Here is a 14,046-nt window from a genome sequence, read left to right as displayed (position 1 = left end):
TTCGCACGGGCCTACGGGAACGGGTCGCCCGCTAGCAGGCCTGATTTCACCAGGTAGAGCAGCAGGGTGACGGTCGCGACGGACAGCACCGTCGTGATCAGGATCGTCGCCGAGGCGCGCTCCTGCCAGACGCCGTATTGCTGGCCGATGACGAAGACGTTCGTCGCCGTCGGCAGCGCCGCGAGAAGCACGGCGGTATGGACCCAGACGGGGTCGAAATTGCCGGCAAGCCCGAGCATCAGGTACATCGTCACCGGCAGCAGCAGCAGTTTTGCGGGCACGATATAGACGATCTCCGCCGGCACGCGTTTCAGCGGTCTCAGCGCCAGCGTGACGCCCATGGCAAAGAGCGCGCAGGGGGCTGCGGCCTGCGCCAGGTAGTCGATCAGCCGCTGCAGCGGTGCCGGCACCTCGAAGGAGAGAAACGCCGCCGCGAACCCCGCCGCCGTCGCCAGGATGAAGGGATGCGTGGCGATGCGCCGGGCGACGTCCGGGACGATCGTCGCGGCCGGCCGCTTCTCGCCGCCGGAAACGCTCATCAGCGCCGGCGCCACCATGAAATGCAGCATGTTCTCGAAGCAGAAGACGAGCGCCACCGGCACCGCCGCCGGTTCGCCGAAGGCGAGCAGCGCCAGGCCCGGGCCCATATAGCCGATATTGCCGTAGGCCGCGGCAAGCCCCTGGACCGTCGCTTCCCCGACCGACGCGCGGCGGAGAACGAGGCCGGCGGCGAAGATCAGGCCGAAGACGAGATAGGTGGCGCTGACATTGGCGAGGATGAAGTCGACGCGCGTCAGCTGCGCGATCGGCGTCTTGGCGACGAGCTTGAAGAACAGCGCCGGCAGCGAGACGTAGATGATGAAGGTGTTGAGCCAGCCGAGCGCTTCTTCCGGCTGGCGCGTGATTTTCGCCGCGACATAGCCGAGCAGGATCAGGCCGAAGAACGGCAGAACGAGGCCGATGATGTCCGCCATGCCGTGTGCTGCTCCCTGCGTTCCGGTCCTCCCCGCCCTATCGGATTATCGCGGCCGGCGAAACGGACATTCGCGGGTCGGACGGTATTTGCACCCTGTGCCCGGGCTCAGCCGATCTGCGACAGGACGGGAAAGGTCTGCTGGAACCAGATGGCGACGGCGCTGACATAGCCGAAGATGAAGGCAAGGCCCGTCAGCACGAGCAGCACGCCCATGGCCTTTTCCACCGCGCCGAGATGGCGGCGGAAACGCACGAGGAAGCGCATGAAGGCGCCGGAAAAGCCGGCCGCGATCCAGAAGGGCACGGCGAGCCCCAGCGAATAGACGGCGAGCAGCACCGCGCCGTCACCGACCGTGTCGCGCGCGGCGGCAACGCCCAGGATCGCGCCGAGCACCGGGCCGATGCAGGGCGTCCAGCCGAAGGCGAAGGCAAGGCCCATGAGATAGGCGCCGGAGACCGTCGCCGGCTTGCCGCCGCCCTGGAAGCGCGCCTCGCGGGCAAACAGCCCGACCCGGAAGACGCCGAGGAAATGCAGCCCCATCAGGATGATGATGACGCCGCCGACCTGCGCGAGAATATCGAGATGGCGGCGCAGCACCATGCCGATCGTCGAGGCGCCGGCGCCGAGCGCCACGAAGACGGTCGCGAAGCCGAGCGTGAAGAAGAAGGCGGCAAGCAGCACCGCCCGCCGTGCGCCGCGGTCCTCGGCGACCGCCGCCTGGCCCTCGCCGCGGAACTGGTCGACGGAGATTCCGGCCATGTAGCAGAGATAGGGCGGCACGAGCGGCAGCACGCAGGGCGACAGGAACGACAGGGCACCGGCGAGAAGAGCGCTCAGAAGCGAGATTTCGGCAATCGACAAGAACGGCACTCCGCAGCCAGAACGGTCAGGGGCGCCCGCCGCCGCAGCCCGGCCGCCGGTGCCCTCCGCCGCTCTTAGCCCCCGCGCCGCCCCGCTGCCAATCACCTTTTGGCGAACGCGACGAATTGCGTCATCCGGCACCGGAAAAGGTGCATTTTCCGGGTTGACCGGAAAAGGCCGCCTGCATATGTTCCGCGCACTTCCGGCGGGGCCGATCTCCCCGCCTTGGGAGAGCGTAGCTCAGCCGGTAGAGCAACTGACTTTTAATCAGTAGGTCCAGGGTTCGAATCCCTGCGCTCTCACCATAATTCAGCATGTCCGCCCCGGAGACATAGGTGACAGATTGTCCCAGACACATGGGGACAACGTCGGGCCGGCCGGCGTCATCTCAGTAGTTTATATCCAGGTAGATCCGTCTGACGAGCAGTAGCGAGCGGTCGGGCTGGACGACGTAGGTCTCGATCGCCCGGCGGCCGAACTTGTCGCGAAAGTCGTGGGTGAAGCTGCTGCCGACCGGAGCCTTCCTGAGCTTGGTGCGCGGCTGCCCGCCATAGGTGATGCTGCCCGGCACCGGCTCGGGGTAGGACCGGGCCTCGGCGGCGCCGGTGAGGGCGAAGGCGAGAGCGACAGTTGCAACGGCGGCGAATTTCATCGGACGGCCCTTCCCTGCGGCGTGCATGTCTGTCCATTTGGGGCGGCAGACCCGAAGAATCAATGCTCCGCAGCGCCGGCTTCGCCTCGAAAATGCATCGGGCGCTCCGCCCATGGGCTCAATAGATCGTGTATTTCAGCGTGCCGAGCGACCAGCGGATGCCGCGGTTTTCGGCGTCGTCCGTCCAGGTCTTCTTGAGCGCGCCGACCACGTCGGCGATCGTCGGCCGCGCGTCGAGCTCCACCGTCAGGCCCTGGGAGGCCGGCGCGAGTTTCGAGAGGTCGAGCGGGTCGGCGACGACGATCGCCACCAGCACGCTCTCCCCCTCGCCGTCCGCCTCGAAGTCGAAGCCGTAATAGTCGTCCGGGATGGTGATCGGCGCGCCGGGGCTGAGCGCCGTGATCTTCTCGGCCGCCTCGTTCGGGAAGATCTGCGTCGCCTTGCCGTCCCTGTTGACATCGAAGAGCAGCAGGTGGCCGCCCGTGCCGCTCGTCACAGTGATCCTGAAGACGTCGCCGTTCTTCAGCTGCACGCCGCGGTCGAGCGTCACGGTCACGTCGCCGGTCTCCTCCCTGCCGAGAATGTCACCGATCGCCTGGACGGGATCGACGGCGACGACAACGACCTGCGGCGTGTTCTCCACCTTGACCTGCTCCACCGCCGTGTCGCCCGCCTGCGTGGCCGTCGCCTCGCCGTCCGGCGGCCTGGTGACGCTGCCGCCGAGCGCGGCATTGTTGACCTCGAGCTGCGGGTCGAGCCCCTGGCACTTGTCCTTCACGACGCAATAGGCCTGGCTCTGCTTCTTCACGAATTCGAAGAGTTCCGACAGCGAGACGAGGCCGTTCGCGTTGTTGTCGCCCGACACCGTGTCGTGGCCGGCGACATAGGCCGCCGTGAAGACGCCGTTGCGGTCTTCCGGCGGGATGCGGTCGTCGTCCCAGGCGATCTGGTAGGAGGAGGCCGCACTCCAGGCCTCAAGCCCGCTCTGCTTGACCTTTTCCGGCTTGTCGACGACGGCAAGGTCGATCCTGAGCCCGCGCGTCTTCGCCGCCTCGACCGGCTTTTCGACGAAGCGCGGCAGGAAGCGCGCGCCCTCGACGATCTCGGCCTGCCCGGTGGCGGCGCGCGAGATGGTGCCGGAATGGCAGGCGTCGACGACGAGCGTCACCGCCCGGTCCTTGAGCTTCCCGGTGATGGCGTCGATCTCGTCGTCGGTGATCACATTCGTCCAGTCGCCCTCGCCGGGCGCGATGTCGAAGGGGGCGATCGCCTCGTCCATGCCGTCCTGCTCCTCGCCGTTTACGTCGCGCACCTGCAGGCCGTGGCCGGAGAAATAGAGATAGGCGCGGTCGCCGGGAGAGGTGCCGGCGACGAGCCACTCCTCGACACCGGCGAGGATCGCCGCCTTCGTCGCCGCCTCGTCTTTCAATAGCCGGATCTGCTCCGGCCTGAAGCCGAGCCTGCCCTTCAGGAGACCCTCGATCAGCGCCACGTCGTTCTTCGGCCCGTGCAGGAACTGTTTTGGCGACAGGTTCTGGTAAGTGCCGACGCCGATGACCAGCGCACGGTCTTCCGCCTGCGCGGCTGCGGCGCCGAGCCCGGCGGCGGCAAGGGCGGCAAGGGCGGCGGCGGCAAGGAGTGTCGGGAAGCGCGGCAAAAGGGTCATCAGAGCGTCTCCCGCGTATAGAGCGGCTGGATGGCGACGCTCGCGTCCCGGCCGTCGAGGCGCGTCAGCAGCGCCTGGAGCAGCGTCGCCGGTGTCACGTCCCGGCGCGCCAGCACCGCGCCGATCGCGTCCACCGGTTCGTTCGTCGCGATCACGATCAGGTGGTCGGCGCCGAAAGGCTTGACGATTTCCAGGTCCGTCAGCTTGAACGCCTGGCTGGCAGAACCGGCGACCTGTACGTCGAGCATCTGCACCTCGCCGGTATTGGCAAGGTTGAAGACCAGCATGTTGCCGTAGGCGGTCGACGGCGCATCGAACCGCAACCGGTTGCCGGCGGCGTAGATGTCCTTCTGCGGCGTCAGCGACACCTGCCCCGGATTCTGGCTGGCGAGCGCCTTCAGGAAGTCCAGCAGCACGAATTTGTCGACGACGTCCTGCAGCCGGTCGACGCCGATATTCTCGCCCGCCACGTCGCCGTTCGGCGTGAAGAAGGCGCCGGAGGCCGCCTCCCAGCGATAGGGCGTGCCCGTGCCGCCGGTGTTCTGCAGCGAGGGGGACGCGCCCTCGGCCGAAAAGGCGATCGCCCCGCTCCAGCCGAGTTCGCTGGCGGTGCGGATCGTCTTCGGCGTCGACGCGGAGGTCTGCGTCGCCGTGCCGGCGTCGGCGGTCGGGATGCCGCGCGTCAGGTTCACCACCACCTCGCTCTCGGAGCGCGCCACCTGCGGCGTGAAATTCGGCACCTGCAGCGCCTCGGCGCGGTTCTTCACGTTGCTGAAGACGTAATCCTCGAGCTCGATGCGGGTGATGAGCCCGTTGGCGTCGCGGTCGCCGCTGCCCTCGACGGCGCGCGCGAAACTCCAGCTCAGCGCGCCGCGCGGGCGGCCGTCGATGATCACCTCCGGCGTCGGCTGGCTCTCGAGCGAGGCGGCGAGCACGGTGACCTGCTTGAAGCCGATCTCGGAGAGTTTCGCGCCTTCCACGGCCTCCTTCGACGGCGCCTCGAGCTTGACGGTGACGGCCGGCGCCAGGCGCATCCTGCCGCGCACGGCGCGGCTCATGCCGCCGGAAAAGCAGCTGTCGGAGACGAAGAGCACGTGCACGCCCTTGTTCTCGGCTTCCGCGAACCAGCTGTTCAGCTCGTTGTCGACGATGATCTCGCTGGAGGTTTCGGAAATGCGGTTGCGGTCGAAGCCCGGGAGCTGCAGGAACTCGTCGAGACCGTCCTCCTCGTCGCCGGCAACCAGTTCGGGCATCTGGGCGCCGTGGCCGGCATAGGTGAAGATGATCGTATCGCCGGTCTGCGCCTTGCCGACATAATCGAGCCAGGCCCGGCGGATCGCATCCTTGCGCGCTTCGGCATCGGTAAACTTCACGACATGGGTGAAACCGGCCGACCGCATCGCCGCGAAGACATCCTCGGCATCGGCGGCGGCGCCTTCGAGGCTGACGTCGTGCGGATACTGGTCGACGCCGACGACGAGCGCATAGGTCTCCGCCGCGAAGGCGGGGGCTGCCCAGAGAAGGGCCACGGCGGTGAGGAGCGTAACGCGGCGCATCGTCATTCCTGGACATCCACTTCGACCCGGCGGTGCAGCTGGAACAGCGTCTCCTCGTCATAGGCGCTGGCATCGTCCGGCTGGAACGGCTCGTCCTCGCCGCGCCCGACCGTCTCGATATGGCCGACGAAGCCGTTCTCGGAAAGATAGGCGGCAAGCGTCTCGGCACGCGCAAGCGACAGGCGCAGGTTGGCCTCACTGGAGCCGACCGGATCGGTATGGCCGATCAGTGTGATGCCGGTCGGCTTCACGGTCTTCAGGCATTCGGTGAGATCCTTGGCCGCCTCGACGCCCTCCGGGGTGAAGTCGGCCGTGCCGAAGACATAGCGCACCGGCGTCGACTTCTTCTTGATCTTCACGCCGCGGAACGAGATCTTGCAGCCGCCGCGCATCGCGAGCTGCACCGGCTTCGGGGCGGCGAGCCGCATCTCGTTCGCCAGCCGGTCGAGCCTGCGGATATAATCCTCGTCCGGCGCCATCCACTGCGGCGTCAGCGTCTCGTTGGAGCTGTCCTCGAGCGCCAGCTGGTAGAAGCGTGCGGCGGGTTCGAAGTCGCGGCGCTCGCGGGCGAGATCGCCGAGCGCGTCGAAGATCTGCCACGGACCGCCGAACTCCTTCTGCAGCTCCTCGAGCGTCGCCTGGTGGTCGGCAAGATTGCCGCCGTTGCCGACGGCGGTCGCGATGCGGTTGAAGGCCGTCAGCGCGGCGACACGGCCGATCAGCGTCTTCTCGTCCGCCGTGCAGCTCGCCGTTTCCGGGCTGCGGGCGATCGTGCGGGCGCCCTGCTCGTCGCCCTTGTTGAAGGCGTCGACGATGCCCGTTACGGCCGGGCAGGCGGCAGTCGCCGGAAACGCGCCGCCGAGAGCAAGCAGTGCGGAAAGGGCAAGGGATTTCATCAGCGTCACGGGTCTGTCTCCGTTGCAGGCGAGCGGCCCGGCACCGCCGGGCCGTCGGGCCGTGTTCGATCAGTTCGCCTTGATCTCGAAGGTCACCATCTGCAGGCTGCTCGCGCCGTTGTCGTCCTGCGCCTGCTTGGCGAGGTTGATGGCGAGCCCGCGCGTCAGCGGCTGTTTCGATTTCGCGACGAGGTCCTTTGCCTTCTCCGGCGTCAGCTTCTGGTCGCCGAGCCCGCCGGCGCGGCAGAAGGCGATCATCGTCTCGGCCGCCGACGGCGTGTCGAAGGTCAGGTTGCCGGTGCCCGCCTGCGGGATCAGCCGCTTCTCGTTCGGCTGCAGCGTCGTGTTGCCGATCATCACGTCCGGGATGACCTCCACCGTGCCGGTATCCTCGACATAGAGGATCTGCAGCTCGCAGGCCTGGTTGACGCTGAGCTCGAAGGAGAGCTGGTCGCCGACCTTCGCCACCGTCGAGGGCACATGAAGCGCGAGCTTCAGCTTGCTCTCGTTGGTCTTGTCGTCCTGGCGGTATGCCGGGGTCTCGGCGACCGTCTGGGTTTCGCCGCCCGCCGTCGTCGTCGAGGCGGTCGTCGCGGTCGCGTCGACGCCGTCGCGCTTCAGCGGCTTCAGCTGCATCAGCGGTTCCAGCAGGAAGGCGAACTGCTCCTCGACCTCGACGCGCGGGATGGTGCCGCCGGATTCCAGCGTCGCCACCCAGTCGATGCCGAGCCGCAGCACGCTGACGTCGGTCAGCCGCCTGACCGCATCGGAAAACTCGTCCGGCGTCATGTCGAACTCGGCCGCCACCGCCTCGAAGTTCAGCTCCTCCTCGTATTTGTCGGCGAAGTAGGTGAAGAGCTCCGTGTTGCCGGGCGCCAGCATGCTCTGCGCGCTGCCGTCCGGCGTCGGCTCGGTGACACCGAGCTTCTTCAGCGCCTCGACGAAGCGCGCGCGGTCCTTGTTGTAGGCCTCGTCCAGCTTGTCCTGCGGCACATACAGGGCAAGCAGCAGGTCCTGCTGATCCTTGGAGAACAGCGTCGAGGTCTGGATATGCTCGCGCAGCTGGTCGCGCTTCGACAGGATGCCGTTGGCGTGGCAGTCGAAGCACGAGCGTGCATTGGTGATTTCGATGCCCTTGCCGACCGGCCGCTCGCGGAACGAGACGATCGAGGTCGGGCCGACGTCGATCTGCTTGCCGTCGGCGGTCGACAGATAGTAGCCCTGCAGGCCGTTCGGCAGCGAGAAGATCATTTCGCCGCCGTCGTGCTCGAAGGATTCGAGCCCTGTCTCCAGCGGCTGCAGTTCCTTCGGCCCGTGCGGGAAGCGCTTCAGCACCTGCTTGCCGATGTCGCCGCCGAAGTCGTAGGACTTCCAGTAGTAGCCGCCGAAGGGCATGTCGTGGCGCTCCAGCATGCGGTTGTGATCCGAGACGCCGGACGAGCCGTCGGCGAAGCCGGCGCGGATCACCTTGCGCTGGCGGATGTTCGCGCTGACGTCGATGCCGAAGCGCTTCTCCAGCTCGCTGATCTGCGTCGGCAGCTTCATGAGCTGGTTGTAGACCTTCGGCCGGGCGCCGTTGCTCATGAACCAGTCGATGCGCATGATCGGCAGCGTCGTCGCGGTCGCCGTGGACAGGGCGCTCAGCGACGTGTCGCTCGCCGGATCGATGCCGTAGAAATACTCCTTGACGAGGAAGTCGTAGTCTTCCTTCGTCCAGGAAAGATCGCGGATGTCGACGCGCACGAGCAGGCCGTCCGATCCCTCGACTTCGGTGGGAACGACCACTTCGGGACCGTAGGACAGCGAGTTCAGCAGCTTCTTGAACCCGCCGGCGAGTACCACCATGCGCTTCATGAAGGTCTTGTGGTCCTCGCAGCCCATCATGCCGTTGTACTGGTTGCGGTAGCTGAAATAGCGCATGAAGGGCCGATCGAACGCGTCGACCGTGTTGATGTCCTTCAGCGCCAGTTCGACATTCTCCTTGTAGGAGAGCATCGGCCGCGTCCGCTCGGGTTTCGCCTCGGCGGCTGTCGGGATCGACTGCTCGGTCAGCGCGTTGATCCAGTCCTCCAGCGCCTTGACCTCGGAGGCCTCCGGCCGCTTGCCGAGCGGCATGCGCCCGCTGGTGACGCTGGTGAACAGGCGCGACTTGCCGGCGTCGCCGGGCGTCACGAAGGCCGCGTTGGCGGCGATCGACTGCAGGTCGCCGGCGGGGAACGAGCCCTGCGACCCCTCGCCCGGCCCGTGGCAGTTGCGGCAGTATTTGCCGATGAAGGCGTCGGCCGCGCTCGCAAGCGCCGCATTGTCGCCGCCGCCGAGGGCCGAGGCGGCGGTCTTCTCCTTGCAGACCGCCTCGGTCGACTGCGCGACGTTCTGCGCCTTCACCTCGCGGTCGGCGAGGAAGGCGTACATCGCCATGCGGTCCTGTTCGCTGAGGGTCTTCAGGCCCGTCGCGATGCGCCGCATGACCGGGTCGGCGAGCGGCGAGCCGGACAGCTTGTTGCCCTGCTCGATGAGCCCGTCGGTGAAGACCTCGTGCGAGGCGAGCCCCGCCATGCGTGCCTTGGTGATATCGGGGGCGACCGCGCCGGTCAGGCCCTTCTCACCCTCGTAAGCCCGCGCCAGGTCGAGGCCGTAGGTCGTCGTGCGCGGCGTGTGGCAGTCGCCGCAGGCGCCGACATTCTCCACCAGATAACGGCCGCGCTCCTGCTGGCTCTCCTCGCGCGGCTGGAAGGCCGGCACGTTGAAGTGGCTGCGCTTCCAGAGCGTCAGCGTCGTCTGGCGGCTGAACGGAAAGGCGATCTCGTGTTCCTTCGACGCCGCGTCGGACTGCGGCAGCGTCTCGATATAGGCCTTGATGTCGAGCACGTCCTCCGGCTTCATGCCGCCGTAGGACGTGTAGGGCATCACCGGATAGAGATGGTTGCCCTCCCGGTCGACGCCGTTCATCACGGCGTTGAGGAAGGCCGCGTTCGACATGCCGCCGATGCCGTTGGAATGGGCCGAGATGTTCGGCGCGAAGAAGCGGCCGATCGCCGTCTGCATCTCCATGCCGCCCGAGAGCAGTTCCGTGTTGTCGCCCGAGCCGTGGCAGGCGCCGCAGCCGGCGGCGTTGAACATGTACTTGCCGTTCTCGGCATTCGCCTTGTGGGTGGCGAAGGCGTCTTCGGCGAAGAGATCGCGCGCAGTGGCTGCCGCCGGACAGAGGACGGCAAGGGCCGCCGTGACGATCAGGGCGCGCATGCCCGCGCCCATCCGGCGCGGCTGCTCCTCTCGGACTGTGTCGAACATGCGCATGGCTTGTTCCTTTCGCTTCCTGTCTGGCCGGCACGCCGGCGGAATTGATCAACGAAACTCGAAACGTTCGAATTCGACGCGGCGCGGCGCCTTGCCCAGCTCCCTGAGCCCCTTCTCGATCGCCAGCCGGAGCGGCGGCGGCCCGCAGAACCAGAGGTCGGCTTCCGCCGGATTGATCGGCGCGGCGCTGACGAGCTTCTGGGCGTCGAGCCGTCCGTCCGTCGTCGAATCGTGCAGGGTGAAGGAGAAGTTCGAAAGCTTCTCCGCCTGGGTGCGGAAGGTGTCGACGCCGATCGCCTCGGTCTTGTCGCGCACGCAGTAGACCATATGGATGTCCTGCCCCTCGTCACCCTTGAGGCGGCTCGCCATGGCGAGGAAAGGCGTCACGCCGATGCCGCCGGCGAGCCAGATCTGCTTCTTGCCACCGCGCCTGTGGTTGAACCGGCCGTAGCCGCCCTCCAGCGTCAGCGCATCGCCGACGGCGACGCCGTCGCGCAACGCCCTGGTGAAGTCCCCGAGCGGCTTGATCGCGAAGCGCACGGTGCCGTCCTCGTCGATGCCGGCGATGGTGAAGGGATGCGGCTCCCGGAGGCCGGGCTTGCCGACCCGGAAGAAGCCGAACTGGCCGGGAATGGCCGAAAGCCTGCGGCCCGCCGGCTTCGCCGTGATGATGGTCGCGCCGCCATGCTTCTCCACATGCGTCACGTCGTACCGGCGGGTGCGGATCCAGGGCAGCAATTGCGTATAGAGGTAGCTGACGATGCCGACGGCTGCGAAGACGTTGAGATAGGTTGCGAGCAGCGCCGTGCCGTCATAGGGCCGCTTGATGAACATCTGGTGGAAGGCGACGAGCATGAAGAGCAGGCCGATGAACCGGTGCGTCACCCGCCAGTAGTGGTAGGGTATCTCGATGCGGGTCTTCGGGATCACCTTGACGATGCTGAGGACCAGCAGGAAGACGAAGCCGTAGAAGGCCCACTCGCCGGCGGCGGCCGCACCCTTGTTGAGGTCGGATGTGAGCGCCAGGCCCTGAAAGTCCGGCGTCAGGAAATAGTGCACGAGGATGAGCAGCAGCACGGCGATGCCGACCTTGCGATGGAAATGGTAGATGCGGTCGAGCCCGCCGAACAGCCGCTCGACGACCGGCGGGCGCGTCGCCATGAACTGGGCGATCGCCATCGCCACGAAGGCCATGGACGACGCCATCAGCGAAAAGGTGGTGCCGGCATTGGTGTGGCTCACCGCGGGTACGGCCAGCAGCCCCGCAAAGACGATGAGCCCTGTCGCCAGGATGGACCCCGCAGTCAAATTGCTCCCCCACGCCTGAAGAATGCCGTCGTTCCAGTCTTTCCGGTCATGCTCGCAAGGCCCCTTTGCTTCGTCAACAGCCAACGCTCATACGACGAGCGGCAGGGCGGCTTTATTCGGGAGGATCGGAGAGGCGCGCGGCGCCGGGGGCGGTCCTGCAGCCCGCCCTTTTCAATCGTCTCGGCCGCGCGCAAGCTGACATGCGGCAATGTCGAGGGATGGGAAGCGCATGAAAACTGCCGGTCTCCGTGGCGCGCTGCTCGCGCTGGCCTGCGCCCTGCCCGTCACGGCGCGGCCGGCGGAGCATGACCTCCCCGCAGGCTTCGTCCGCCTTACGGAGGTCGCGGCGGATATCCCGCAGGACATGCGGTATGCCGGCGCGCGAAACTTCACCGGCCGGCCCGTCGACGGCTACGCCGCCGCAACCTGCATCCTGACGCGGCAGGCGGCCGCGGCGCTCGGCCGCGCGCAGCGGCGTTTCACGGCGGAGGGGCTGACGCTCGTCGTTCTCGATTGTTACCGTCCGCAGCGCGCCAGCGCCGCTTTCCTCGCCTGGGCGAAGGCGGCGCCCGACGAACGCGGACCATATCATCCGGCCCTCACGCGCCGGCAGTTGCATGCCGGCGGCTACATCGCTGCCCGGTCAGGCCATTCGCGCGGCTCGACGGTCGATGTGATGCTCGTGCGGCTGGGCACGGACCCGGCCTGGTTTTCAGCCGGCGCGGACACGCCCTGCGCCCCGCCGGACGCCGCGGCCCTTGCAGCCGGCCTGCTCGATTTCGGCAGCGGCTTCGATTGTTTCGATCCGAAGAGCGGCACGGCCGGCAACCCGTCCGGCCGTCGGGCGGGCGCCGGCCGGAAGCGTCTCGCCGACGGCATGCGGCGCGCCGGCTTCCGGCCCTATGCGGCGGAATGGTGGCATTTCACGCTGGCGGGCGAGCCCTTTCCCGACCGCTATTTCGACTTTCCGGTGCGTTGATGGGCGCGCGGCGCGGTCACTCGCGGTTGCCGTAGCGCCGCTCGATCTCGCGGCGCGCCTCGTCGGCGAGCGGATGGTCGGGGTGGCGCGCGATGAAGAGCTCGAGCCCTTCGCGCGTGTTGCGTGCCTTCAGGCCTTCATATTCCTTGCGGACCGCTTCCTCGATGTCCGGGCCTTTCTGCATGATGCCTCCCGTGCCGGTCGGAGCCGAGGCCTCGCCGGCGCCGGAGCATCCGGCGGCGATCGCCATGGCAAGAAGGATCGGACTCATCTTTTCCAGCCGCATGAATAACACCAAACACGAAAACGTCTGATCGGACATGGTATAGCATGATCCGACTCGCGCCGGCCACCCAGGCCGGAGCCACGAGCCCCGATCACATTGGCCGCACGGGAGAGGCAAAACCATGACCGGTACCAACAAGACGACAAAATCGATCAACGAGACGAATTCGCAATTCGTCGATTCGGTCCTGAGCGGATTCGCGTGGTCCGGCGGCACCGTGACCTATGCCTTCCCGACCTCCAAGGGCAGCTACGACTACACGCCCGAGAAGAACAACAATTTCGCCGCCGTATCGCAGCAACAGAAGAATGCCGCTCTCTTCGCCATGGAGCAGTCCTTCGGCAACACGGCGAACAACGGCTTCTCGGTCGAGGGATTTACCAAACTCAATTTCAATGCGGGCAGCAACGACAGCGCGACGCTGCGTTTTGCCCAGTCGGACGAGGCGAGCCCGACGGCCTACGCCTATTACCCGAGCACGAGCAAGCAGGGCGGCGACATCTGGTTCAGCACCAACTATGCCGGCACCTCGCTCGACTATCGCACGCCGACGGCCGGCAACTACGCCTGGCACACGCTGCTGCACGAGCTCGGCCACGCGCTCGGCCTCAAACATGCCCACGAGACGGATACGTTCGGCGCCATGCCGAGCCAGTGGGACACGATCGAGTACTCGATCATGACCTACCGCCCCTACCAGGGCGGTTCCACCGGCAGCGGCTACCAGTATGAGGAATTCGGCGGGCCGCAGACCTTCATGATGGCGGATATCGCGGCCCTGCAGCACATGTACGGCGCGGACTATTCCACCAACAGCGGCAACACGGTCTACAAGTGGAAGCCCGGCAGCGGCGAGACGCTGGTCAACGGCAAGGTGGCGATCGATCCCGGCGCCAACCGCATCTTCGCCACCATCTGGGACGGCGGCGGCAAGGATACCTATGACCTCAGCGCCTACAATTCCGACCTGTCGATCGACCTGAGGCCCGGCGCCTATTCCGAATTCAGCGACGCCCAGCTCGCCTATCTCGGCGGCGGCCCGAACGGCGGTTATGCCCGCGGTCACATCTTCAACGCGCTGCTCTACAAGGGCAACCTCGCCTCGCTCATCGAGAACGCCAAGGGTGGCAGCGGCGACGACTTCATGTACGGCAACCAGGGCAAGAACCAGTTCAACGGCGGCAAGGGCGCCGATGACCTCTACGGCAATACCGGCAACGACAAGCTCTACGGCGGCAACGGCCAGGATCACCTGGAAGGCGGCAAGGGCAACGACCTGCTCGACGGCGGCAAGGACGGCCAGCGCGACGAACTGAAGGGCAACGGCGGCAAGGACGACTTCGTCTTCAAGAAGGGCTTCGGCAACGACGTCATTCTCGACTTCCAGGACGGCTCCGACGACATCGACCTCAAGGCCTTCAACCTGACCTTCAGCCAGGTGAAGAACAAGATGACGGATGTCGGCAGCGACATCGAGATCGATCTCGGCGGCGGCAACGTCATCCTCGTGAAGAACATCGACAAGTCGGACTTCGTCTCCGGCGACTTCCTCCTCTGACGGCCCGGCGC

At 66.8% G+C, this 14,046-nt stretch carries 11 protein-coding genes and 1 tRNA gene; 3 read left to right on the top strand and 9 right to left on the bottom strand.

Annotated features, from left to right (window positions below):
• Positions 1–11 precede the first annotated feature (11 nt).
• Positions 12–974 carry an AEC family transporter gene (locus LXM94_RS14205; protein ID WP_235772122.1) on the bottom strand — a complete coding sequence of 321 codons (963 nt, stop codon included), beginning with the start codon at positions 972–974 and terminating at the stop codon, positions 12–14.
• Positions 975–1,081: 107 nt separating this feature from the next.
• A complete protein-coding gene (locus LXM94_RS14200; protein ID WP_235772121.1) occupies positions 1,082–1,837 on the bottom strand; it encodes a cytochrome c biogenesis CcdA family protein in 756 nt (251 codons plus the stop codon).
• A gap of 229 nt (positions 1,838–2,066) precedes the next feature.
• On the opposite strand from LXM94_RS14200, the gene LXM94_RS14195 reads away from it, so the two are divergent.
• Positions 2,067–2,142, top strand: a tRNA-Lys gene (locus LXM94_RS14195).
• Positions 2,143–2,225: 83 nt separating this feature from the next.
• On the opposite strand, the gene LXM94_RS14190 is transcribed toward LXM94_RS14195, so the two are convergent.
• The 6 genes from LXM94_RS14190 to LXM94_RS14165 form a co-directional block, all read right to left on the bottom strand.
• Complete coding sequence (locus LXM94_RS14190; protein WP_235772120.1) at positions 2,226–2,489, bottom strand: hypothetical protein; 264 nt, start codon at positions 2,487–2,489, stop codon at positions 2,226–2,228.
• Between the two features lie 118 nt (positions 2,490–2,607).
• On the bottom strand, positions 2,608–4,155 hold the full coding sequence (locus tag LXM94_RS14185) for a caspase family protein (protein WP_235772119.1): 1,548 nt from the start codon (positions 4,153–4,155) through the stop codon (positions 2,608–2,610).
• Positions 4,155–5,717, bottom strand: coding sequence for a caspase family protein (locus LXM94_RS14180; RefSeq protein ID WP_235772118.1), 1,563 nt, complete (start codon positions 5,715–5,717; stop codon positions 4,155–4,157). The genes LXM94_RS14185 and LXM94_RS14180 overlap by 1 nt, the downstream gene beginning before the upstream one ends.
• On the bottom strand, positions 5,714–6,607 hold the full coding sequence (locus LXM94_RS14175; RefSeq protein ID WP_235772123.1) for an OmpA family protein: 894 nt from the start codon (positions 6,605–6,607) through the stop codon (positions 5,714–5,716). The genes LXM94_RS14180 and LXM94_RS14175 overlap by 4 nt, the downstream gene beginning before the upstream one ends.
• A 69-nt stretch (positions 6,608–6,676) precedes the next feature.
• Entirely contained in the window at positions 6,677–9,904 is a 3,228-nt protein-coding gene (locus LXM94_RS14170; RefSeq protein ID WP_235772117.1) for a c-type cytochrome, read from the bottom strand.
• A gap of 48 nt (positions 9,905–9,952) precedes the next feature.
• Positions 9,953–11,212 carry a ferredoxin reductase family protein gene (locus LXM94_RS14165; RefSeq protein ID WP_235772116.1) on the bottom strand — a complete coding sequence of 420 codons (1,260 nt, stop codon included), beginning with the start codon at positions 11,210–11,212 and terminating at the stop codon, positions 9,953–9,955.
• A gap of 229 nt (positions 11,213–11,441) precedes the next feature.
• On the opposite strand from LXM94_RS14165, the gene LXM94_RS14160 reads away from it, so the two are divergent.
• The gene (locus tag LXM94_RS14160; RefSeq protein ID WP_235772115.1) at positions 11,442–12,191 is read left to right on the top strand and encodes a M15 family metallopeptidase; all 750 of its coding nucleotides are present in this window, start codon (positions 11,442–11,444) and stop codon (positions 12,189–12,191) included.
• Between the two features lie 16 nt (positions 12,192–12,207).
• On the opposite strand, the gene LXM94_RS14155 is transcribed toward LXM94_RS14160, so the two are convergent.
• On the bottom strand, positions 12,208–12,462 hold the full coding sequence (locus LXM94_RS14155; protein ID WP_235772114.1) for a hypothetical protein: 255 nt from the start codon (positions 12,460–12,462) through the stop codon (positions 12,208–12,210).
• A gap of 136 nt (positions 12,463–12,598) precedes the next feature.
• Between LXM94_RS14155 and LXM94_RS14150 the strand changes: the two genes are divergently transcribed.
• Entirely contained in the window at positions 12,599–14,035 is a 1,437-nt protein-coding gene (locus tag LXM94_RS14150) for a M10 family metallopeptidase (protein WP_235772113.1), read from the top strand.
• Positions 14,036–14,046: the final 11 nt, after the last annotated feature.

Source organism: Rhizobium alarense (genome assembly GCF_021555155.1).
GTDB lineage: Bacteria > Pseudomonadota > Alphaproteobacteria > Rhizobiales > Rhizobiaceae > Rhizobium_D > Rhizobium_D alarense.
The sequence above is the reverse complement of the archived record's forward strand: the minus strand, read 5'-3'. Positions and strand labels throughout refer to the sequence as shown.

What these genes read in the sequence shown, in the direction of transcription:
- LXM94_RS14205 (WP_235772122.1), bottom strand. Translation starts at nt 974, where the DNA reads ATGGCGGACATCATCGGCCTCGTTCTGCCGTTCTTCGGCCTGATCCTG.
- LXM94_RS14190 (WP_235772120.1), bottom strand. Translation starts at nt 2,489, where the DNA reads ATGAAATTCGCCGCCGTTGCAACTGTCGCTCTCGCCTTCGCCCTCACC.
- LXM94_RS14185 (WP_235772119.1), bottom strand. Translation starts at nt 4,155, where the DNA reads ATGACCCTTTTGCCGCGCTTCCCGACACTCCTTGCCGCCGCCGCCCTT.
- LXM94_RS14180 (WP_235772118.1), bottom strand. Translation starts at nt 5,717, where the DNA reads ATGACGATGCGCCGCGTTACGCTCCTCACCGCCGTGGCCCTTCTCTGG.
- LXM94_RS14175 (WP_235772123.1), bottom strand. Translation starts at nt 6,607, where the DNA reads ATGAAATCCCTTGCCCTTTCCGCACTGCTTGCTCTCGGCGGCGCGTTT.
- LXM94_RS14170 (WP_235772117.1), bottom strand. Translation starts at nt 9,904, where the DNA reads ATGCGCATGTTCGACACAGTCCGAGAGGAGCAGCCGCGCCGGATGGGC.
- LXM94_RS14160 (WP_235772115.1), top strand. Translation starts at nt 11,442, where the DNA reads ATGAAAACTGCCGGTCTCCGTGGCGCGCTGCTCGCGCTGGCCTGCGCC.
- LXM94_RS14155 (WP_235772114.1), bottom strand. Translation starts at nt 12,462, where the DNA reads ATGAGTCCGATCCTTCTTGCCATGGCGATCGCCGCCGGATGCTCCGGC.
- LXM94_RS14150 (WP_235772113.1), top strand. Translation starts at nt 12,599, where the DNA reads ATGACCGGTACCAACAAGACGACAAAATCGATCAACGAGACGAATTCG.